21 protein-coding genes are annotated in these 19,885 nt (G+C 64.3%); 12 read left to right on the top strand and 9 right to left on the bottom strand.

All coding sequences use genetic code 11. The features are described 5' to 3' along the window. Positions 1-95 precede the first annotated feature (95 nt). Both BRAGE_RS0107950 and BRAGE_RS0107945 read left to right on the top strand, forming a co-directional pair. Positions 96-1,118, top strand: a complete 1,023-nt coding sequence (locus BRAGE_RS0107950; RefSeq protein ID WP_027560122.1) for a methionine synthase — start codon at positions 96-98, stop codon at positions 1,116-1,118. Beyond that, positions 1,118-1,351: a hypothetical protein gene (locus BRAGE_RS0107945; RefSeq protein ID WP_035729475.1), complete on the top strand. Its 234-nt coding sequence runs from the start codon at positions 1,118-1,120 to the stop codon at positions 1,349-1,351. The genes BRAGE_RS0107950 and BRAGE_RS0107945 overlap by 1 nt, the downstream gene beginning before the upstream one ends. Here BRAGE_RS0107945 and BRAGE_RS0107940 read toward each other — a convergent pair whose 3' ends face one another. The 3 genes from BRAGE_RS0107940 to BRAGE_RS0107930 all read right to left on the bottom strand — a co-directional run bounded on the left by BRAGE_RS0107940 (position 1,352) and on the right by BRAGE_RS0107930 (position 3,519). Next, on the bottom strand, positions 1,352-1,975 hold the full coding sequence (locus BRAGE_RS0107940; protein WP_027560124.1) for a hypothetical protein: 624 nt from the start codon (positions 1,973-1,975) through the stop codon (positions 1,352-1,354). A gap of 154 nt (positions 1,976-2,129) precedes the next feature. Continuing rightward, positions 2,130-2,657 (bottom strand): xanthine phosphoribosyltransferase, encoded by a 528-nt coding sequence (gpt, locus tag BRAGE_RS0107935; RefSeq protein WP_027560125.1) that lies wholly within the window; start codon positions 2,655-2,657, stop codon positions 2,130-2,132. Between the two features lie 124 nt (positions 2,658-2,781). Continuing rightward, positions 2,782-3,519 (bottom strand): competence/damage-inducible protein A, encoded by a 738-nt coding sequence (locus BRAGE_RS0107930; RefSeq protein ID WP_027560126.1) that lies wholly within the window; start codon positions 3,517-3,519, stop codon positions 2,782-2,784. A gap of 281 nt (positions 3,520-3,800) precedes the next feature. On the opposite strand from BRAGE_RS0107930, the gene BRAGE_RS0107925 reads away from it, so the two are divergent. The 7 genes from BRAGE_RS0107925 to BRAGE_RS0107895 all read left to right on the top strand — a co-directional run bounded on the left by BRAGE_RS0107925 (position 3,801) and on the right by BRAGE_RS0107895 (position 10,633). Then, on the top strand, positions 3,801-5,219 hold the full coding sequence (locus BRAGE_RS0107925; protein WP_027560127.1) for a circularly permuted type 2 ATP-grasp protein: 1,419 nt from the start codon (positions 3,801-3,803) through the stop codon (positions 5,217-5,219). A gap of 5 nt (positions 5,220-5,224) precedes the next feature. Next, the gene (locus BRAGE_RS0107920) at positions 5,225-6,169 is read left to right on the top strand and encodes an alpha-E domain-containing protein (protein WP_027560128.1); all 945 of its coding nucleotides are present in this window, start codon (positions 5,225-5,227) and stop codon (positions 6,167-6,169) included. Between the two features lie 111 nt (positions 6,170-6,280). After that, complete coding sequence (locus tag BRAGE_RS0107915; protein ID WP_027560129.1) at positions 6,281-7,129, top strand: transglutaminase family protein; 849 nt, start codon at positions 6,281-6,283, stop codon at positions 7,127-7,129. Positions 7,130-7,235: 106 nt separating this feature from the next. Beyond that, positions 7,236-8,435 carry a flavin-dependent monooxygenase gene (locus BRAGE_RS0107910; protein ID WP_027560130.1) on the top strand — a complete coding sequence of 400 codons (1,200 nt, stop codon included), beginning with the start codon at positions 7,236-7,238 and terminating at the stop codon, positions 8,433-8,435. Positions 8,436-8,489: 54 nt separating this feature from the next. Further along, on the top strand, positions 8,490-8,897 hold the full coding sequence (locus BRAGE_RS0107905; RefSeq protein ID WP_027560131.1) for a carboxymuconolactone decarboxylase family protein: 408 nt from the start codon (positions 8,490-8,492) through the stop codon (positions 8,895-8,897). A gap of 194 nt (positions 8,898-9,091) precedes the next feature. After that, positions 9,092-9,850 (top strand): proteasome-type protease, encoded by a 759-nt coding sequence (locus tag BRAGE_RS0107900; RefSeq protein WP_027560132.1) that lies wholly within the window; start codon positions 9,092-9,094, stop codon positions 9,848-9,850. Between the two features lie 24 nt (positions 9,851-9,874). Beyond that, positions 9,875-10,633 (top strand): SDR family oxidoreductase, encoded by a 759-nt coding sequence (locus BRAGE_RS0107895; RefSeq protein ID WP_027560133.1) that lies wholly within the window; start codon positions 9,875-9,877, stop codon positions 10,631-10,633. A gap of 199 nt (positions 10,634-10,832) precedes the next feature. Here BRAGE_RS0107895 and BRAGE_RS0107890 read toward each other — a convergent pair whose 3' ends face one another. Then, positions 10,833-12,056: an MFS transporter gene (locus BRAGE_RS0107890; protein WP_027560134.1), complete on the bottom strand. Its 1,224-nt coding sequence runs from the start codon at positions 12,054-12,056 to the stop codon at positions 10,833-10,835. 187 nt (positions 12,057-12,243) lie between these two features. Between BRAGE_RS0107890 and BRAGE_RS0107885 the strand changes: the two genes are divergently transcribed. Then, positions 12,244-13,494: a NupC/NupG family nucleoside CNT transporter gene (locus BRAGE_RS0107885; protein WP_027560135.1), complete on the top strand. Its 1,251-nt coding sequence runs from the start codon at positions 12,244-12,246 to the stop codon at positions 13,492-13,494. Between the two features lie 63 nt (positions 13,495-13,557). Here the strand turns inward: BRAGE_RS0107885 and BRAGE_RS0107880 are convergent, their stop codons facing one another. From BRAGE_RS0107880 to BRAGE_RS0107870, 3 genes are all read right to left on the bottom strand, one after another. Beyond that, the gene (locus BRAGE_RS0107880; protein ID WP_027560136.1) at positions 13,558-14,769 is read right to left on the bottom strand and encodes a rhomboid family protein; all 1,212 of its coding nucleotides are present in this window, start codon (positions 14,767-14,769) and stop codon (positions 13,558-13,560) included. Positions 14,770-15,032: 263 nt separating this feature from the next. Beyond that, positions 15,033-15,572, bottom strand: coding sequence for a cupin domain-containing protein (locus tag BRAGE_RS0107875; protein ID WP_027560137.1), 540 nt, complete (start codon positions 15,570-15,572; stop codon positions 15,033-15,035). Positions 15,573-15,907: 335 nt separating this feature from the next. Next, entirely contained in the window at positions 15,908-16,195 is a 288-nt protein-coding gene (locus BRAGE_RS0107870; RefSeq protein ID WP_027560138.1) for an usg protein, read from the bottom strand. 387 nt (positions 16,196-16,582) lie between these two features. Between BRAGE_RS0107870 and groES the strand changes: the two genes are divergently transcribed. Next, the gene (gene groES / locus BRAGE_RS0107865; RefSeq protein WP_027560139.1) at positions 16,583-16,897 is read left to right on the top strand and encodes a co-chaperone GroES; all 315 of its coding nucleotides are present in this window, start codon (positions 16,583-16,585) and stop codon (positions 16,895-16,897) included. Between the two features lie 45 nt (positions 16,898-16,942). Beyond that, positions 16,943-18,583, top strand: coding sequence for a chaperonin GroEL (gene groL, locus BRAGE_RS0107860; protein WP_027560140.1), 1,641 nt, complete (start codon positions 16,943-16,945; stop codon positions 18,581-18,583). A gap of 124 nt (positions 18,584-18,707) precedes the next feature. Here the strand turns inward: groL and BRAGE_RS0107855 are convergent, their stop codons facing one another. Beyond that, positions 18,708-18,989: a GIY-YIG nuclease family protein gene (locus BRAGE_RS0107855; RefSeq protein ID WP_027560141.1), complete on the bottom strand. Its 282-nt coding sequence runs from the start codon at positions 18,987-18,989 to the stop codon at positions 18,708-18,710. A gap of 77 nt (positions 18,990-19,066) precedes the next feature. Further along, positions 19,067-19,810 (bottom strand): signal peptidase I, encoded by a 744-nt coding sequence (gene lepB / locus BRAGE_RS0107850; protein WP_027560142.1) that lies wholly within the window; start codon positions 19,808-19,810, stop codon positions 19,067-19,069. Between the last annotated feature and the right edge of the window lie 75 nt (positions 19,811-19,885).

Below are 19,885 nucleotides of genomic sequence, written 5' to 3'. Positions count from 1 at the left end.
TCGCCGCTGGAATAGAGAGCGACTTTCGTTGTTCTGTACCTCGACGTTAGGACATGGCAGGAAGGGGCGCAACTCAACCTGCCGGGAGGGCCGCCATGCTGTTTCCAACCACGATCGCCGGCTCCTTGCCGAAGCCCGAATGGCTCGCCGAGCCCAACATGCTCTGGGCGCCCTGGAAGTCCCAAGGCGACGAGTTGCTCCGCGCCAAGCGCGACGCGACGCTGATCTGGCTTAAGGTCCAGGAGGACGCCGGCATCGACATCGTCACCGAGGGCGAGCAGGCCCGCCAGCACTTCGTGCACGGTTTTCTGGAGAAAATCGAGGGCATCGATTTCGCCCACAAGGTCGAGATGGGCATCCGGAAAGATCGCTACAAGGCGATGGTGCCGCAGGTGGTCGCCCCGCTCCGGCTCAAGGGCCGCGTCCACGCCTTTGAGGCGCAAGTGGCACGCACGCATACGAAGAAGAAGCTGAAATTCACCCTGCCGGGCCCGATGACGATCATCGACACGATCGCCGACCGTTATTACGGCGACCGCGTCAAGATGGCGTTCGCCTTCGCCGAGCTGCTCAACGAGGAGGCCAAGGCCTTGCAGGCCGACGGCGTCGATCTCGTGCAGTTCGACGAGCCCGCCTTCAACGTCTACATGGACGAGGTCAACGACTGGGGCATCAAGGCGCTGGAGCGCGCCGCGCAGAGCCTGACCTGCACCACCGCCGTGCACATCTGCTACGGCTACGGCATCAAGGCCAACACCGACTGGAAGGAGACGTTAGGCAGCCAATGGCGGCAATACGAGCAGATCTTTCCGGCGATCGACGCCAGTCCGATCCAGCAGGTCGCGATCGAGTGCCGCAATTCGAAAGTGCCGCTCGACCTGCTCGCGCTGCTCAAGAACAAGATCGTGCAGGCCGGTGTGATCGATGTCGCCAGCGACACGGTCGAGACCGCCGAGGACGTCGTGCAGGTGATCGACGCCGTCTCGAAGTTCGTGCCGAAGAGCAACATCATCGCCACCACCAATTGCGGCATGGCGCCGATGCGGCGCGAGATCGCCGAAGCCAAGCTGATGGCGCTTGGCGCCGGCGCCGCGCTGGCGCGCGAGAAGCTCGGCTGATGGTGGACGTCCGGACGCTGCTCGTCGCCGCAGTCTTTGCGGCGATCACCTCGCCTATGCATGCGGAGGATCGCTCCGTGCTGCTCAACTGCAAGACGATGGTGGAACGCGCCGAGAAGGCGGCCGGCAGTGTCAGCGAGGCCGAACTCACCCGTTGCCGGCAGATCATCCGCGAATGGGCCCTGCGCGACGCGCGCACGACGGTCGACGAACAGGGACGGCCGCTGAAGTAGCTACGCGGCGTTCTGTGCACTAGGATGCATCGTGATCTCGTAGCCGGCATTCATGGCGCGCAGCGTCGAAGGCGGCGTCAGCAGTTGCGCGCCTTCAAATTCGCGGGCATCGGCAACATAACCCGCCGGCGACCACAGCAACGCCCTGCCCTGCACCACCAGAAAACTCTCCTCGCCCTGCTGCACCATCGCGCCGTCAGGGAGCTGGTCGAGCGGCACCAGCAGCGCGTGCAGCCGCTTCCTGCCCTGATCGAGCCGCTCGTGGTGCAACACCGTGTCGATGTCGTGCATGCGCACATTGTGCACGCGATTGCCCTTCTCCCATGCGCTGCGGAAGCGATTGGCATCGTCGCGGCGGCAGTAGAAGCAGGGGCGATGGCCGGCGGCGAGCGCGGTGGCCTCGTCCAGGAAGAACAGCTCGGTCCAGCTTCGCTGCGCCATCACTTCGCGATGGCGGCCGCGGAATTCGCAGGTGCAGGTGAGCCAGGCTGGCGTCGACCAGCGCTTCTTCAGAAGCGTCTTGGTGGCGGGATCATGGATGATGCCCCGATTGCCGGTGAACATGCCGCGATGCGGGGTGGCGATGATGTCGCCGGTGGGGGTGACGCGGTTTTGCAGGGGCATGGTGCGGCTCTTCTCCTTCTCCCCGCGTGCGGGGAGAAGGTCGGGATGAGGGGGAGCCTCCGCAAACTCGGTGAGAGCTGGACTCGCGGAGAGTCCCCCTCACCCGCGCCTACGGCGCGGCCTCTCCCCGCACGCGGGGAGAGGCGAAGAAAAACTACGCCGCCCCGTCGCGCAGCGGTGGATGGTACGACAGCGCGGTGTCCCACGGGAAGAATATCCACGTGTCCTGCGACACTTCGGTGATGAAGGTGTCGACCAGCGGACGTCCCATCGGCTTGGCATAGACCGTGGCGAAATGTGCATCCGGCAGCATCTCGCGTACCATTCTGCCGGTCTTGCCGGTGTCGACGAGGTCGTCGACGATCAAAAGCCCCTTGCCGGTGCCGTTGCCGAGCTTCATGGCCGCCTCGGAAATGCCCTTGAGCACCTGAAGCTCGCCCTGCTTGTTGTGATCGTAGCTGGCGATGCAGACCGTATCGATCACGCGCACGCCGAGCTCACGGGCCACGATCGCGGCCGGCACCAGACCGCCGCGGGTGATCGCGATCACCGCGTGGAACGGGCCGACCTCGTTGAGGCGCCAGGTCAGCGCCCGGCAATCCCTGTGGAACTGGTCCCAGGACACCGGGAAGGCCTTGCCGGCCTTCTCCTGCGCATTCAGTTCCGGTGCTTCACCAGCCATTGTCGTCTCCTGCTTCGTCACACGTCCGGCAAGCCGGGCGCGAAAGCATGATCCGGAAAAGTGTGCAGCGGTTTTCCGACAAGATCATGCTCGAATAAAACGCTAAAGCGCCGGGCCCGGCGCTTTAGCGGGTGATGTTCAATCCCGCCAGCATGTCCTTCACCGCCGCCATCGCTGCCGCCAGCTTATCCGCATCGCGCGAGCGTACCACCAGATTGGTGTTGGGCTTCTGCTCTTCATCCATGAAAGGATAGCTGCCGATGATGGTGTCCGGGTGAGCCTCCGCGATCGCCCGCAGCGGGCTGCCGATGTCGCCTTCCCGCGCATTGGCGCGGACCGATTCGGACAGCATGCGCACGCCGGATTTCAGCTTGGGCGAGACGATGTCCATCATCGCCTGCATGATCGAGGGCACGCCGGCCATGACGATGACATTGCCGATCTTGAAGCCGGGCGCGAGGATGGTCGCACTCTGGATCAGCTCGGCGCCGTCGGGGATGCGGGCCATGCGCAGGCGGGCCTCGTTGAGGTCCTGCTCGCTCCAGCGCTCGCGGAAGCGGGCGACCACTTCCGGATGATGGTCGATGCCGACGCCGAAGGCCTTGGCGACGCTGTCGGCGGTGATGTCGTCATGGGTCGGCCCGATGCCGCCGGTGGTGAAGACATAGGTGTAGCGATGCCGCAGCGCATCCAACGCGGCGATGATGTCGGCCTCGTCGTCGGAGACGACCCGGACTTCCTTCAGGTCGATGCCGATATTGGTCAGGTATTCGGCGATGAAGCCGATATTCTTGTCTTTGGTCCGGCCGGACAGGATTTCATCCCCGATGACCAGAATGCCCGCCGTGACGATCTCGCTCATTGCCTTCAGTCCCTCACCTGTCGTCTCGACTTTGCCGAGGTAACGCGTTGAAGTCACGCGGTTTTGCTGCCGAAATAAGCAGTCCTCAGCCATTTTTTCAGGCAAGCCGCCAGTCGTCCCCGGCAAATGCCCCTCCACCATGCTTATCGCGCTGGCCCGGCCCTTGCTACCACATGAAAGTCATGCACTCTTGCCGCATGGCCACAGGACGTTGCGGTCTGCACCTGGACCTCACCGACCTGACCATTGGCGCAACGCCTTGCGGAGACAAGTCGGGATCTATGGCAATCGCGTTTGACGAAATGAATATTCCCGGCGGGGACCTTCGCCCCGCCTATCAGGAGCTGGCACGCTGGCTCAAAGAGACGCCGCCCGAGGCGCTCGAATATCGCCGCCAGGAAGCCGAGCTCCTGTTTCGCCGCATCGGCATCACCTTCGCGGTCTATGGCGAGGCCGAGTCCACCGAGCGCCTGATCCCGTTCGACGTGATTCCCAGGATCATGTCCGGCAAGGAATGGGCGCTGCTGGAGAAGGGCCTGAAGCAGCGCGTGCGCGCGCTCAACATGTTCCTGCGCGACATCTATCACGGCCGCGACATCCTGCGCGCGGAGGTCGTGCCTGACGATCTGATCTTCCAGAACCCGGTCTTCCGCCCCGAGATGAACGGCCAGCAGGTGCCGCACGACGTCTACGTGCACATCGCCGGCATCGACATCGTCCGGGTCGACGCCGAGGACTTCATCGTGCTGGAGGACAATGCGCGCACGCCGTCGGGCGTGTCCTACATGCTGGAAAACCGCGAGATCATGATGCGGCTGTTTCCGGATCTGTTCGCCCGCCACAAGGTGGCGCCGGTCGAACGCTATCCGGACGAGCTGCTCGCGGCCTTGCGCTCGGTCGCGCCGCAAAGCGCCTCCGGAGAGCCGACCGTCGCGCTGCTGACGCCGGGCGTCTACAATTCCGCCTATTACGAGCACTCCTTCCTCGCCGACAAGCTCGGTATCGAGCTGGTCGAGGGCCGCGACCTCATCGTCAAGAACAACGAAGTGTTCATGCGGACGACGGAAGGGCTGAAGCGGGTCGACGTGATCTATCGCCGCGTCGACGACGATTTCCTCGATCCCCTCACCTTCCGCCCCGACTCCGTGCTCGGCGTGCCCGGGCTGATGTCGGCCTATGCGGCCGGCAATATCACGCTCGCCAACGCTGTCGGCACCGGCATCGCCGACGACAAGGCGATCTACTCCTACATGCCTGACATCGTGAAATTCTATCTCGGCGAGGAGCCGATCCTGAAGAACGTGCAGACCTGGCGCTGCCGTGAGCCGAAGGATCTGGCTTACGTGCTGGACAATCTCGGCGAGCTCGTCGTCAAGGAGGTGCACGGCTCCGGCGGCTACGGCATGCTGATCGGCCCCGCCGCGACGAAAGCGACGATCGAGGCGTTCCGCGAAAAGCTCAAGCGCGAGCCGGAAGGCTTCATCGCCCAGCCGACGCTGGCGCTCTCGACCTGCCCGACCTGCACGGCAAGTGGCCTTGCGCCGCGCCACGTCGACCTCAGGCCCTTCGTGCTCACCGGCAGCAAGCGCACCACGATCGTGCCGGGCGGGCTGACGCGCGTCGCGCTGAAGGAAGGTTCGCTCGTGGTGAATTCGAGCCAGGGCGGCGGCACCAAAGACACCTGGATTCTGGACGAGTAGAGAGAATGCTGTCGCGTACCGCCGAAAACCTCTACTGGCTCGCCCGCTACGTCGAACGGGCCGAGTATCTCGCGCGCACCATCGATGCGACCTTGCGCGTCACAGCCTTGCCCGCCGCCTATATCGGCAAGACCAATGAATGGGACTCCGCGCTGCTCACCGCCGGCGTCGCCGCCAGCTTCTACCAGACCTATGAGGAAGCCAACGAGCACAACGTCGTCGACTATCTCTCGTTCTCCGCGGATAACCCCTCCTCGATCCGGAACTGCATCGAGGCGGCGCGGCTGAACTCGCGCTCGGTGCGCACCGCGCTGACCAGCGAGATGTGGGACACCATCAACTCGGCCTGGATCGAGCTCCAGGCGGTCTGGAGCAAGGGCACCTCGACGCGCGAGGACCTCGCAAAATTCCTGCGCTTCGTGCAGGAGACCTCGCTGCGCTTCGACGGCTCGGCCTACCGGACCATGCTGCGCAACGACGCCTACTGGTTCTCGCGGATGGGCGTGCATCTGGAACGCGCCGACAACACCGCGCGCATCCTCGACGTGAAGTATCACGTGCTGCTGCCCGAGGAGGAGCATGTCGGGGGCCCGCTCGACTTCTACCAGTGGAGCTCGATCCTGCGCTCGGTCTCGGCGCTGACGGCCTATCACTGGGTCTATCGCGAGACGCTGAAGCCCTGGCTGATCGCGGACCTGCTCATCCTCAACGACACGCTGCCGCGCTCGCTTGCCAGCTGCTACGGCAATCTCGTGCGCAACCTCGACCAGATCGGCGTCGCCTATGGCCGCCAGGGCCCGGCCCAGCGCCACGCCCGCGGCATCCGCAACCGGCTGGAACACAGCAACATGAACGACATTTTCCAGCACGGCGTGCATGAATTCATTCAGGAATTCATCGCGGATAATTCCAGGCTGGGCGAAATCATCACGAAGCAGTATTTGATCTGATACACGCCGTCATTCCGGGGCGGTCCGATGGACCGAACCCGGAATCTCGAGATTCCGGGTTCGATGCTGGCGCATCGCCCCGGAATGACGGCTTTAGAACAACGGTCCACCATGCGCCTGCGAATCCAGCACACCACGACCTATCGCTACGAGCCGGCGGCGACCAGCGTGATCCAGATCCTGCGCATGACGCCGGGCAGCCATGACGGGCAATATGTGGCGGAATGGCAGATCGACGTCTCCACCGACACCAAGCTCGACACCCATGAGGACGCGTTCGGCAACGTCATCCATGTGCTGTCCTGCGGCCCCGTCGGCGACATCAGGATCACCGCCGAGGGCCTGATCGAGACCCACGATACCGGTGGCGTGCTGCGCGGCGCCGACGAGCGTTTTCCGGCCGGCATGTTCCTGCGCACGACCGACCTCACCTCCGTCAATCCGGCGATGATGGCGGTGGCGCGCCAGCTGCGCAGCGAGGCCGAGAACGACACGCTCGGCTTCCTGCACACGCTGATGACTGAGATCAGCGACCACATGACCTTCGACGAGGACCCGACCAACAGCGGCACCTCGGCGGCCGAAGCCTTCACGCTCAAGCGCGGCGTCTGCCAGGACTATGCGCACATCTTCATCGCCTGCGCCCGCACCGGCGGCGTGCCGGCGCGCTTCGTCTCCGGCCACTTCCTGCGTGCCGATGGCACCGTGCACCAGGACGCCGGCCACGCCTGGGCGGAGGCCTACGTGCCTGACCTCGGCTGGGTCGGCTTCGATCCCGCCAACAGCATCTGCGCCACCGACGCCCATGTCCGCGTCGCCATTGGGCTCGATTATCTCGGCGCAGCGCCCGTGCGCGGCACCCGCTACGGCGGCGGCATGGAGACGCTGACGGTGGCGGTCAAGGTCGACCAGGCCGGCCGCGGCGGCCAGTCGCAATCGCAGTCCCAGCGGCAGGGCTAGGCGCAGCGTTACAGCTGTAATCGACGACCGTCGCGCTGAAACCGCGCCGTAGCGCCATCCGTTCAACCTTCGTTGCGATCCGTTTCCGCAACAGAGGTTGAGACAGATGCGGCTTCAAGAAAAGACCAAAACACATTCCGTGCAACTGCGCGATCCCCACAAGGACATGCTTGCGGGCATCCAGAAACTGGCGCCGTCGATCAAGGCTCGCGCCGCCGAGATGGAAGCCGCGCGCTGCGTCTCGCCTGATATCGTGGAGCGGCTGAAGGCGATCGGGATCTTTCGCATGTTCGTGCCGCGAAGCCATGGCGGGCTGGAGCTGGATTTTCCGGCCGGAATGGAGGTCATCAGGGCACTTGCCCGTCTCGACGGCTCGATCGGCTGGATCACGGTCGTCGCGGGAGCCAGCAGCCTGTTCGTCGCCGCGTCACGCCCGGAATTGTACAAGCGCATCTATCAGGACGGGCCTGATACGGCGATCTGCGGCTCGTCCCAACCCGGTGGAACGGCAGAGCGCGTGGACGGCGGCTATCGCGTCAAGGGCCGCTGGCCGTTTGTCAGCGGTTGCACGCATGCCGAATGGATCGGCGGGTTCTGCATCGTCACCGAGAATGGCAAACCGATCCCGGGCGCGCAGGGCAAGCCGCAGGTTCGCGTCGTGGCGCTGCCGGCGCGCGACTGGGAGATCGAGGACACCTGGCACGCGGCGGGCCTCAAGGGCACCGCCAGCCATCACGTCACGCTGAAGGAGACGCTGGTTCCCGAGGCGGATTTCATCGATCTCGAAGCAGGCCCGCAGCAGCCGGGTCCGCTCTATCAGGCGGTGCGGCAATGGCTGCCCCTGGTGCACGGCGCAGTCACGCTAGGCATGGCGGAGGGCGCCGTCGATGAACTGCTCGCGCTTGCCGATACCGGAAGGCAGCAATTGTATGCGGCCGTGCCGATGCGGGAGTCCGAGACCTTCCATTACGAGCTCGGCCGGATTTCCGCTGACCTGGCGGCCGCGCGGGCGTTTCAAGAGGCCCAGGCCGCCAGCCACTGGCGTCACGCGGTGTCGGGAACGCTGAACGACGAAGACCTCGTCATCGAAGGGGCTCGATCCGCGACCTGGCTCGCCACGACCTGCGTCCGCATCGCCGATGCCTGCTTTGCGCTGGCCGGAAGCAGCGCGGTCTACGACACTTCGCCGTTGCAGCGGCGTCTGCGCGACCTCCATGTCGCAGCTCAGCACGCTCACGCGCAGCAGAGACAGTATGTCGACATCGGCAAGCTGGCCTTGCGTCGTTCGACCGCGCATGCCGGCTGACCGTGCGAGCCGTGCTACACTCGCGGGATCAGACCTGACCCCGCGAGGACCCCCATGGCGACCGTGAAGCTGCTGTCGGACGATGAACTCTCCACCGAGGCGCGCGCCGTTTTCGACGATATCCGCAAGGTGCGGAAGTCGGACTTCGTCAACAATTTCTGGCGCGCGCTGGCACATGATCCGAAGACGCTGCGGCGGACCTGGGAGAGCATCAAGGAGGTGATGGGTCCGGGCACGCTCGATCCCAAGGTCAAGGAGATGATCTATGTCGCGGTGTCGATCGCGCACGGCTGCAGCTACTGCATCCATTCCCACACCGCCGCCGCAAGGGCCAAGGGCATGACCGAAGCCGAATATGGCGAGCTGCTCGCCATCGTCGGCATGGCCGCCGAGACGAACCGGCTGGTCACGGCGCTCGGCGTGCCCGTCGATGCGGCGTTTCTGGTGGATGCGGCGGATTGAGCTAGCTGTCATTCCGGGGCGCGCGCAGCGCGAGCCCGGAATCCATCAGGCGGCACAGGTTAGTGGACGAATGGATTCCGGGCTCGCGCTGACGCGCGCCCCGGAATGACGGCCTATCCCCCCGGGAATCGGGGGGTTTCATGCCTCCCCGAAATTGGCTAGTAATTCCGCGCAAACGCGTTCGGGGACTGGAAATGACCTATTGCTGCGGAATCCTGGTTCGGGACGGTCTGGTGATGATCGCCGATACCCGCACCAATGCCGGCCTCGACAACGTCTCGACCTTCCGCAAGCTGCACATCTTCTCAAAACCCGGCGAGCGCATCATGGCGATCGCCAGCGCCGGCAACCTCGCCATCAGCCAGTCGGTGCTGTCCACCCTGACCGAAGGCCTGGAGGACCCCACCACCGGCGAGGTCGAGACGCTGATGAATGCGCCGACCATGTTCCAGGCTGCCCAGCGCATCGGCCGGGCGATCCGCGCGGTGCACGCCACCGAAGGCCCGGCGCTGAAATCCGAGGACGTGTCCTTCGACGTCTCCTTCCTGTTCGGCGGCCAGATCAAGGGCGCGCGGATGCGCCTGTTCATGGTCTACACCGCCGGCAATTTCATCGAGTGCACCACCGACACGCCCTACTTGCAGATCGGCGAGCACAAATACGGCAAGCCGGTGCTCGACCGCGCCATGCATTACGACGTCGAGCTCTACGAGGCGCTGAAGACCGGCCTGATCTCGATGGACTCCACCATGCGCTCCAATCTCGGCGTCGGACTTCCGATCGACGTGCTGGTGGTGCGCTCGGACGCCTGCGATGCCGATCTCAACCACCGCATCGAGGCGGGCGAGCCCTATTTCCACGACCTGCGCTCGCGCTGGTCGGCGGCCTTGCGCGCGGCGCATCAGAACATCCCGCGGCCGCCCTACAAGAACGACAAAGAACCCAAAACCTGACAGCAAGAGAAAAGGCAGGAAACGATGAGTGAAGCGAAAAAGATCGCATTGGTGACGGGCGCCGGCACCGGCGTCGGGCGCGCCGCGTCGCTGGCGCTGATGAACGCCGGCTTCACCGTGGTGCTCGTCGGCCGTCGGCTCGACATGCTCGAGGAGACCGCCAAGCTCGGCCCCGCGGGCAAGAGCCTGTGCGTCACCGCCGACATGACCAAGCCGGATTCCATTGCCGCGCTGTTCGACAAGGTGAAGGCGACCTATGGCCGCCTCGACGTGCTGTTCAACAATGCCGGCATGGGCGCGCCGGCCGTCAACTTCGAGGACCTCAGCCTCGAGCAGTGGCAGGCCGTGGTGAACACCAACCTCACCGGCCCGTTCCTGTGCACCCAGCACGCCTTCCGCATCATGAAGGACCAGAACCCGCGCGGCGGCCGCATCATCAACAACGGCTCGATCTCGGCGCACGCGCCGCGGCCGTTCTCGGCGGCCTACACCTCGACCAAGCACGCCATCACCGGCCTGACCAAGGCCAGCAACCTCGACGGCCGCATGTATGACATCGCGGTCGGCCAGGTCGACATCGGCAATGCCGCAACGCCGATGACCGACCGCATGGTCAACGGCCCCGGCGTGCTGCAGCCCGACGGCACCACCAAGCACGAGCCGCGCATGGATGCGAAGGCGGTCGGCGACGCCGTCGCCTACATGGCCGGCCTGCCGCTCGACGCCAACGTGCTGACCATGACTGTGATGGCGACGAAGATGCCGTTCGTGGGGCGGGGCTGAAGTAAGAGCTGAGAAAACAACCCCATGCACAGTAGGCGTCAAGGGGCGCTTACTGTGGGGGTGACGTCGACTAAAGCTCCGCGCCGCCTCCGCAATCGTCATTGCGAGCGCAGCGAAGCAATCCAGGGTCTTTCCGCGGAGGGATTCTGGATTGCTTCGTCGCTTCGCTCCTCGCAATGACGCGGAGAGAGCGGTGGCCCTACTCCAGGCTCTCCACCTGCCGCAGGCTGGGGAACAGCTTCATCCACAGCAGCGCGACCGCGACGGTGCAGACGCCGCCCAGCACGGCCGCGGGCATGGCGCCGAACAGAGCCGCCGTCAGGCCGCTCTCGAACTGGCCGAGCTGGTTCGAGGCGTTGATGAACAGGAAATTCACCGCGCCGACGCGGCCGCGCATCTCGTCGGGGGTGGCGAGCTGCACCAGCGAGAAGCGGATCACGACGCTGATCGTGTCGGCCGCGCCCAAGACGGCGAGCGAGAGCACCGACAGCCACATCCAGGACGACAGCGCGAACACGATGGTGGCGAGGCCGAACACGATCACGGCCTGGAACATGCGCAGGCCCACATGCCGCGAGATGGCGTGACGCGCCAGCACCACCGTCATCAACAGCGCGCCGACCGCGGGCGCGGCGCGCAGCACGCCTAGCCCGACCGGACCGGTCTGCAGGATGTCGCGGGCATAGATCGGCAGCAGCGCGACGACGCCGCCGAACAGCACCGCGAACAGATCGAGCGAGATGGTGCCGAGGATCGCCGGATTGCTGCGGATGAAGCGGACGCCGGCGAAGATATTGTCGGCATCGTCCATGTCCTTGGCGATCGCCTGCGGACGCGGCCGGATGAAGCCGGTCAGGATCATCCCGAGAATCCAGAACAGCACCATCACGGCGTAAGCCAGATGCGGCGCGATGGCGTAGGCAAAACCACCGAGCGCAGGGCCCGTGATGGTCGCGACCTGCGCCGCGCCGCTGGACACGGCGGTGGCACGCTGGAGCGAGCCCTGTGGCGCGATCAGCGGCAGCAGCGCCGCGGTGGTCGGGCTCTCGAAGGCGCCGGCGATGCCAAGCACGAAGGTCGCAACGAAGATCTGCACCTCGCCGACCGCGCCGAGATAAGTGATGATTGCGAGATAGAGCGCGGTCGCAGCTTCCACCAGCTGGCAGAGCTGGACCACGCGCTTGCGCTCGAAACGGTCGGCGGCGTGGCCGGCGACGAACACCAGCAGGGCTGTGGGGAGGAACTGCACCAGGCCGACCATGCCGAGATCGAACGCCGAGCCGGTGAGATCGTAGATCTGCCAGCCGATCGCGACCGCCGCGATCTGGCTGGAGAATCGCGACAGGCTGCGCGACAGCAGGAAGAACAGGAAGGCGCGGTGGGCGAGGAGCTGGCCGGCCGTCACCGGCGGACTGGCCGTCACCGGCTGCGCTTCGCTAAGCGCTTCACTTGCCTTTTGGCTCACCTTCCGGACCATCCGCGCCTGATATTGACGATGCCCCGCGTGGCTGACGCGGACGGGCTTGTCAACAGCGGGCGGCTCCGGTGTCCTTCCGGCATTGCGTTTGCAACGCAAGCGCGGCCATAATCATTGAGGGTTTGGGGACATCATGCTGCGGCTGCAATCGGCACTCGGCATTTTCGCATTGCTGCTGCTCGCCTATGCGCTGGCGGAGAATCGGCGCGCCGTCTCGCTGCGGCAGGCCGCGATCAGCCTTGTCGTGACCTTCTTCACCGCGCTCGTGCTGTTGAAGCTGCCTGTCGTCGCGCACGCCTTCGGCGCCATCAACGACGCGGTCGGCGCGATCTCGGCGGCCTCGCGCGCCGGCTCCGCCTTCGTGTTCGGCTATGTCGGCGGCGGCACCCTGCCCTTCGACCTCAAGGTCCCGGGGGCCGATTTCATCCTGGCTTTCCAGGCGCTGCCGATCGTGCTGGTGATGAGCGCGCTGACGACGCTGCTGTTCTATTGGCGCGTGCTGCCTCCGGTCGTGCGCGGCATGGCCTGGCTGCTGGAGCGCACGTTAGGGGTCGGCGGCGCGGTAGGCCTGTCGACCGCCGCCAACATCTTCCTCGGCATGGTCGAGGCGCCGCTGTTCGTGCGGCCGTACCTGAAGCAGATGACGCGCAGCGAATTGTTCCTGGTGATGACCGGCGGCATGGCCGGGATCGCCGGCACGGTGCTGGTGCTCTATGCGACGCTGCTGGCGCCGCTCATCCCCGACGCAGCCGCCCATTTCGTCATCGCCTCGGTGCTGGGCGCACCCGCCGCGATCCTCGTCAGCCTGATCATGGTGCCGGAGACGAGTGACAGGCGCACCGGCGGCGCGCTGGAGGACCCTGATATGGACGTCGCCAGCACGATGGACGCGATCGTGAAGGGCACCACCGCCGGCCTCGAGCTGCTGCTCAACATCGTCGCGATGCTGCTGGTGCTGGTGGCGCTGGTCTATCTCGTCAACGCCGCGCTCGGATTGCTGCCTGATATCGGCGGCGCCGCGATCTCGCTGCAGCGTCTGCTGGGCCTCGTGATGGCGCCGGTGTGCTGGCTGATGGGGCTGCCGTGGGACCAGGCGATCACCGCCGGCAGCCTGATGGGCACCAAAACCGTGCTCAACGAACTGATCGCCTATGTCGATCTGTCAAAACTGCCAGCCGATGCGCTCGATCCGCGCTCGCGCCTGATCATGCTCTACGCGATGTGCGGCTTTGCCAATTTCGCCAGCCTCGGCATCATGATCGGCGGCTTGGGCGTGATGGCGCCGGAGCGGCGCGAGGAGATCAATGCGCTCGGACTGAAATCGATCGTATCAGGCACGCTGACGACGTGTCTGATGGGGGCGGTGGTGGGGGTGCTGAGCTAGCTCTCTCCACTCGTCATTCCGGGGCGCGCATAGCGCGAGCCCGGAATGACAGCAAACTCCCGCTCAACCGCACAATTTGTGCTTCTGCAAGATGCGACGCACGTCGGCCATCTTGGCACCGCACGGCTCGGCCGCCATTGCCTTCGCCTCGCTGGTCCGTCCCTGCACCATCAGCAACACCGCCATCAAGCCCTGCGCCCCGGAGCGCACCGGCCCGCCCGCCACATCCGAGGCTGCGAGCGACATGGCGGCCCGCACTTCCGCCTCGGCGGCACCGAGATTCTCCTGCTCCAGGAAATAGACCGCACGGAAAAAATGAGCCCGCGGGTCTTTCGGGTAGCGCGTGACCAGATCGAAGGACCGGTCAGCCACCTTGGTACCCTTGTCCGGGTATTCCGATATTCGGACATACTGCCTGGCGTCGGCCATGTAGGACGCATAATGAGCAGCGGCGAAGCCGGCGCAGATCAGAGATCCGACGCATCCTGCGAGTAACGTCATGCTCGCGCTCCGCGGCAGGCTGTCATAGGAACGGAAGAGAAGCCACGGCATGATGGCCAGCACACCGCCGGCCAGCGCACCACCTGCATGGGCAAAATAGTCGACATTGCCAGAGGCGCCAAAGGCAAGCGGCAGCAGCGCAGGAACGCCGAAGAAGAGCGACGTCTTCAGTCGCGATATCGTCTGATCGGCGTCCGCTTCCGGATCGAAGCTCGAGACGAACAGCGCGGCGATGAGCCCGGTAATGGCGCCGGACGCACCGACGCCTGGCTGGCCGGGCGCATTGCCGAGGAGCGACCCCGCCTCGCCGACCAGCGCACTGGCAACAAAGATCAGCGCAAACCAGCCACGGCCGATCAGAGGCTCCAGCCTGACGCCGACGATGAACAGCGCAATGCAGTTGCCGATGAGGTGCCAATCGCTGCCGTGCAGAAGCGGCGCAAGGCCAATCCGCCACCACTCTCCCCTTCCAACAACCAGATCGTAGCTGGTCGCGCCGTAAGCGATCAGCGAGCGGACATCGAGTGAGCCGTCGCGCGCAACGTCGATGGCCAGACTGCGTTGCAGGGCGAAGATCAGCAGCAGACCGAAGATCAGGCCAATGGTGAGGAAGGGGATATCGGCCAGCAGCTTGTTGTCGGCAAAGAACGTCCCCTCGCTGGGCAATGGCCGAGGCGCGATCGGCGCGGCCACGGGTTGAAGCGATGCGCGTTGAAACGATCCACTTGGTGGTGGCGCCACGACGCCGCGTCGGCCAAAAGTGTTGGTCGCCATGAAAGCATGTCCTGCATGTTCACAGCCCTGAGTTGACGCGAGGAATATTCTCGACTGGTTACCACCCAGCGCTGCAGGTGGCTGGAACCTTTCAACTAGTAACGGTCCGGTTTCTCGGATCGCGTGGATTTTAGGGATTATCGCGCGCTGTCATTCCGGGGCGCGACGAAGTCGCGAGCCCGGAATCCATCATGCGGCAGCACACGCGGTGAAATGGATTCTCGCGCTGCGCGCGCCCCGGAATGACGGCTGAGAGAGCGTGCCTACGCCTTCAGCTCCACCGTCTTGAACTCTGCCGGCAAGATTACCTCCAGCAGCTCCACATCGTCCGAATAATCCAGGATCATGTGCTTGATCTTCGGCGGCTGGGTCCAGGCGCTGCCTTCCTTCATCAGGCTCTCGCCCTGGCCGTCCATGTAGGTCTTCACCCAGCCCTTGAGCACGTAGACCATCTGGAATTCGACGTCGTGGAAGTGCAGCTTTGAGACCTCATCCGGATTGCAGGGACCCTGCAGGCGGATCACATGGGCCTGCGCGAGGCCGTGGGTCGCATCTGAAATGCCGAGGTCACGGTATTTGGCGTAGGTGCGCAGGCCGTCGGCTTTGAAATCTTCCTCGCGGTGATGGCTGATGGCGATGCGCTGCTTGGGGCGGGCAGGCTTTTTCGGAGCCGCCGTGCGGGCCTTCGCCTTCACTGCCTTGCGCGCCGTGGATCGCGCTGCGGCCTTGGTGCCGCTCCGCTTCTTGATCGCGGTCTGCGCAGCGCTGCGCGATTTTGCTTTCTTGCTTGATTTCTTGGCCATGGGCCGCCTCCCGTTGTTGTTATGGGCGGAGGCTAGCACAGAACGAAGGTCCGTAGGATGGGTAGAGCTCTTGCGAAACCCATGATCTCTCGGCCTGCCAAGGCGATGGGTTTCGCTTCGCTCTACCCATCCTACGCAGCTCCAACGCAGATATCGTAGGGTGGGCAAAGCGACTTGTCCGCCATAGCTCGAAGAGCGACGGCGGAAGCGTGCCCACCTTCCGCGTGCGATCGGAGAGAGATGGTGGGCGCAGCGCTTACGCGCCTATGCCCACCCTACGAGACTGGTGCTCGCGATATCAATTCAAGCGGAACACCACGAGACCGGTGCTCGCCTCAATGCAGCCGGAACACGCCGTCCACGGCGCGCAGCTCGGCGGGCTTGATCAGCTTGGAATGGGCGACCGTGACCGAATGCAGCGGGCCATCGAGCTTCTCCTGCCAGAAGGCCAGGAAGTCGGTCAGCGCCGGAAATTTCGGAAACATGTCGTAGTTCTGCCAGACATAGGTCTGCAGCAGCGACGGGTGATCCGGCATCCGGTAGAGAATTTGTGCCGTCGTCAGCCCGTAACCCAGCATCTGTTTCCGGAAATCCTCGGAAACGCCCCCAACGCGCAGTCCCATGCCAAACCTCCTTTGCAGGAGCGCATTCGGGGAGTGGCTTGATCGGTGCCCCGGGAGCCACCCGGAAACGATGCGCTCACATGAGAGAAATGTGACGCAAACTGACAATCCATCTCAAGCCCAAAAGTTTAACAAGCTGTTGAAATTCAAAGCGTTAGCAGCAGATGCGCCCCCGTGCTAATACGGCCTCCACGAGGCCCTCGCGTTCGTTAACGATGGTAAAGAGATTCTGGCACTTGGGCCTTCTGAGTGCCGATTTTTCTGCTAGAAGCCCTTGCCCCCGCAAAATTCCTGTCCTATTTCAGCCTCGCCCGTGCTAGCACTCGCGGGCAACGATTGCTAACAATCTCAAAATCCTCAACTCGTGCAAATGTTTAGGAGGACTGCATGAAATTCCGTCCGCTTCACGACCGCGTCGTGGTCAAGCGCATCGACGCAGAAGAGAAGACCGCAGGCGGCATCATCATTCCAGACACTGCCAAGGAAAAGCCCTCCCAGGGCGAAGTCGTCGCCGTTGGCCCGGGTGGCCGCGACGAAGCCGGCAAGCTGATCCCGATAGACCTGAAGGTCGGCGACCGCGTGCTGTTCGGCAAGTGGTCCGGCACCGAAGTCAAGATCGACGGCGAAGACCTGCTGATCATGAAGGAAAGCGACATCATGGGCGTCCTCGACGTCCCCGCTTCCAAGAAGAAGGCGGCCTAAGAGCCCCTCTCTCCCTCCAGTCAACATCCTCAAGGAAAATTCCAGATGGCAGCCAAAGAAGTCAAATTCTCGGTTGAAGCGCGCGACAAGATGCTGCGCGGCGTCGACGTTCTCGCCAACGCGGTGAAGGTCACGCTCGGTCCGAAGGGCCGCAACGTCGTGCTCGACAAGTCGTTCGGCGCTCCCCGCATCACCAAGGACGGCGTCACCGTCGCCAAGGAGATCGAGCTCGACGACAAGTTCGAGAACATGGGCGCCCAGATGGTGCGCGAAGTCGCCTCCAAGTCCGCTGACGCGGCCGGCGACGGCACCACCACCGCCACCGTGCTGGCCCAGGCGATCGTGAAGGAAGGCGCCAAGTCGGTCGCCGCCGGCATGAACCCGATGGACCTCAAGCGTGGTATCGACCTCGCGGTCGAGGCCGTCGTTGCGGACCTCCAGAAGAACTCCAAGAAGGTCACCTCGAACGAGGAGATCGCCCAGGTCGGCACCATCTCGGCCAACGGCGACCAGGAGATCGGCAAGTTCCTCTCCGACGCCATGAAGAAGGTCGGCAACGAGGGTGTCATCACCGTCGAGGAAGCCAAGTCGCTCGAGACCGAGCTCGACGTCGTCGAGGGCATGCAGTTCGACCGCGGCTACATCTCGCCCTACTTCGTCACCAACGCCGACAAGATGCGCGTTGAGATGGACGACGCCTACATCCTCATCAACGAGAAGAAGCTCTCCTCGCTGAACGAGCTGCTGCCGCTGCTCGAGGCCGTGGTGCAGACCGGCAAGCCGCTGGTCATCGTCGCCGAGGACGTCGAAGGTGAAGCGCTTGCCACCCTGGTCGTGAACCGTCTCCGCGGCGGCCTGAAGGTCGCGGCCGTCAAGGCTCCGGGCTTCGGCGATCGTCGCAAGGCCATGCTGCAGGACATCGCGATCCTGACCGGCGGCCAGGCGATCTCGGAAGATCTCGGCATCAAGCTTGAGAACGTCACGCTCAACATGCTCGGTCGCGCCAAGAAGGTGATGATCGACAAGGAGAACACCACGATCGTCAACGGCGCCGGCAAGAAGGCCGACATCGAGGCGCGCGTGGCCCAGATCAAGGCGCAGATCGAGGAGACCACCTCGGACTACGACCGCGAGAAGCTCCAGGAGCGTCTGGCCAAGCTCGCGGGCGGCGTCGCGGTGATCCGCGTCGGCGGCGCGACCGAGGTCGAGGTGAAGGAGCGCAAGGATCGCGTTGATGACGCGATGCATGCGACCCGCGCAGCCGTGGAAGAAGGCATCGTCCCGGGCGGCGGCGTCGCCCTGCTCCGTGCCTCCGAGCAGCTCAAGGGCCTGCGCACCAAGAACGACGACCAGAAGACCGGCGTCGAGATCGTGCGCAAGGCGCTGTCGGCTCCCGCTCGCCAGATCGCGATCAACGCCGGTGAAGACGGCTCGGTGATCGTCGGCAAGATCCTGGAGAACAAGGCCTACAATTACGGCTTCGACTCCCAGACCGGCGAATACGCCGACCTCGTCAAGAAGGGCATCATCGACCCGACCAAGGTGGTCCGTACCGCGATCCAGAACGCAGCCTCGGTTGCCGCGCTCCTGATCACCACGGAAGCCATGGTCGCCGAGCTGCCCAAGAAGGGCGGCGCCGGCCCGGCGATGCCCCCCGGCGGCGGCATGGGCGGCATGGACTTCTAAGGTCCGGTCAAGCAAAGTCGAGAAATGCGAAACCCCGGCAGCAATGCCGGGGTTTTTGTTTTGGGGCACGTCATTCCGGGGCGCGCCCTCCTGGGCGCGAGCCCGGAATCCATAACCACGAATGCTAGTTGGTTATCCCGGGATAGAGATCATCCCAATTTGGGTTCTGCTCCTCGATCAGGCGCGTCTTCCAGTCGCGACGCCACTTCTTGAGTTCTTTCTCGCGGGCGATGGCGGTAACTGCATCGTCGTAGATCTCGAACAAGACGAGCTTATCGACGCCGTACTTCGTGGTGAAGCCGGGGACGGCCTTCGTCTTATGCTCGTACACACGGCGCACGAGATCGCTGGTCACGCCGATGTAGAGTGTGCCGTGCTTCTTACTTGCGAGGACATAGTAGGCCATTCCATCCGCCTGTGGTTATGGATTCCGGGCTCGCGCCCAAGAGGGCGCGCCTCGGAATGACGGGTGGAGAGGCCTTCTCACCACACCTTGCCGAGCCGCTCCATGTGCGGCTCGCCGTCTTCGTCGAGCGACCAGAAGATCCGCGTCACCTTGCCGACGAGATTGTCCAAGGGGATGAAGCCCATCGCTGCCATGCGGCTGTCGGTGGAGTTGTCGCGGTTATCACCAAGCACGAAGAAATGGCCCGGCGGCACCGTGAAGACGTTGGTGTTGTCGAGATAGCCGTTGTCGATGCAGTCATAGGTGGCGTAGGACGCGCCGTTCGGCAGCGTCTCGCGCCAGCGCCTGACTTTCGCGGCATCGTCGGTCCCGCAGGCGGAGCCTGCGACAGTCTCCTTCAGAGCAACGCGCGTCACCGCACGGTCATTGAGAAAGAGCTGCCCTCCCCGCATCTGGATGCGGTCGCCGGGCAGCCCGATCACGCGCTTGACGTAGTCGACCGCAGTGTCCTTCGGCGCACGGAACACAACGACATCGCCGTATTCGGGATCAGCGGCGCGGAAACGGCCTGAGATCCATGACGGCGCAAATGGGAAGGAATAGCGGCCATAGCCATAGGCATATTTGGCGGCGAAGACGTAGTCGCCGACCACCAGTGTCGGCATCATCGAGCCCGAGGGGATGTTGAACGGCTGATAGAGGAAGAAGCGAAACAGGAACGGCGGCGACCACAGCACCGGGATCAGCAGGATCAGCACGACGATCGCCTTCCATTCCCCGGATTTGGCCGAGGGGCGGATGGTTTGCTCGAGAGTGGTCATGCGCCCTTCCTGGTCGAGACTGCAGACGTTGCGAGCTTACGCAACCTTCGCGCGCGCGCAATCCCCGCTTGGTAG

Source organism: Bradyrhizobium genosp. SA-4 str. CB756, assembly GCF_000473125.1.
Taxonomy (GTDB): Bacteria; Pseudomonadota; Alphaproteobacteria; order Rhizobiales; family Xanthobacteraceae; genus Bradyrhizobium; species Bradyrhizobium arachidis.
Note: the sequence above shows the minus strand (reverse complement) of the source record. Positions and strands in the feature narration are given on the sequence as shown.

Coding starts and splice junctions, on each gene's coding strand:
- BRAGE_RS0107950 (WP_027560122.1), top strand. CDS start 96: ATGCTGTTTCCAACCACGATCGCCGGCTCCTTGCCGAAGCCCGAATGG.
- BRAGE_RS0107945 (WP_035729475.1), top strand. CDS start 1,118: ATGGTGGACGTCCGGACGCTGCTCGTCGCCGCAGTCTTTGCGGCGATC.
- BRAGE_RS0107940 (WP_027560124.1), bottom strand. CDS start 1,975: ATGCCCCTGCAAAACCGCGTCACCCCCACCGGCGACATCATCGCCACC.
- gpt (WP_027560125.1), bottom strand. CDS start 2,657: ATGGCTGGTGAAGCACCGGAACTGAATGCGCAGGAGAAGGCCGGCAAG.
- BRAGE_RS0107930 (WP_027560126.1), bottom strand. CDS start 3,519: ATGAGCGAGATCGTCACGGCGGGCATTCTGGTCATCGGGGATGAAATC.
- BRAGE_RS0107925 (WP_027560127.1), top strand. CDS start 3,801: ATGGCAATCGCGTTTGACGAAATGAATATTCCCGGCGGGGACCTTCGC.
- BRAGE_RS0107920 (WP_027560128.1), top strand. CDS start 5,225: ATGCTGTCGCGTACCGCCGAAAACCTCTACTGGCTCGCCCGCTACGTC.
- BRAGE_RS0107915 (WP_027560129.1), top strand. CDS start 6,281: ATGCGCCTGCGAATCCAGCACACCACGACCTATCGCTACGAGCCGGCG.
- BRAGE_RS0107910 (WP_027560130.1), top strand. CDS start 7,236: ATGCGGCTTCAAGAAAAGACCAAAACACATTCCGTGCAACTGCGCGAT.
- BRAGE_RS0107905 (WP_027560131.1), top strand. CDS start 8,490: ATGGCGACCGTGAAGCTGCTGTCGGACGATGAACTCTCCACCGAGGCG.
- BRAGE_RS0107900 (WP_027560132.1), top strand. CDS start 9,092: ATGACCTATTGCTGCGGAATCCTGGTTCGGGACGGTCTGGTGATGATC.
- BRAGE_RS0107895 (WP_027560133.1), top strand. CDS start 9,875: ATGAGTGAAGCGAAAAAGATCGCATTGGTGACGGGCGCCGGCACCGGC.
- BRAGE_RS0107885 (WP_027560135.1), top strand. CDS start 12,244: ATGCTGCGGCTGCAATCGGCACTCGGCATTTTCGCATTGCTGCTGCTC.
- BRAGE_RS0107880 (WP_027560136.1), bottom strand. CDS start 14,769: ATGGCGACCAACACTTTTGGCCGACGCGGCGTCGTGGCGCCACCACCA.
- BRAGE_RS0107875 (WP_027560137.1), bottom strand. CDS start 15,572: ATGGCCAAGAAATCAAGCAAGAAAGCAAAATCGCGCAGCGCTGCGCAG.
- BRAGE_RS0107870 (WP_027560138.1), bottom strand. CDS start 16,195: ATGGGACTGCGCGTTGGGGGCGTTTCCGAGGATTTCCGGAAACAGATG.
- groES (WP_027560139.1), top strand. CDS start 16,583: ATGAAATTCCGTCCGCTTCACGACCGCGTCGTGGTCAAGCGCATCGAC.
- groL (WP_027560140.1), top strand. CDS start 16,943: ATGGCAGCCAAAGAAGTCAAATTCTCGGTTGAAGCGCGCGACAAGATG.
- BRAGE_RS0107855 (WP_027560141.1), bottom strand. CDS start 18,989: ATGGCCTACTATGTCCTCGCAAGTAAGAAGCACGGCACACTCTACATC.
- lepB (WP_027560142.1), bottom strand. CDS start 19,810: ATGACCACTCTCGAGCAAACCATCCGCCCCTCGGCCAAATCCGGGGAA.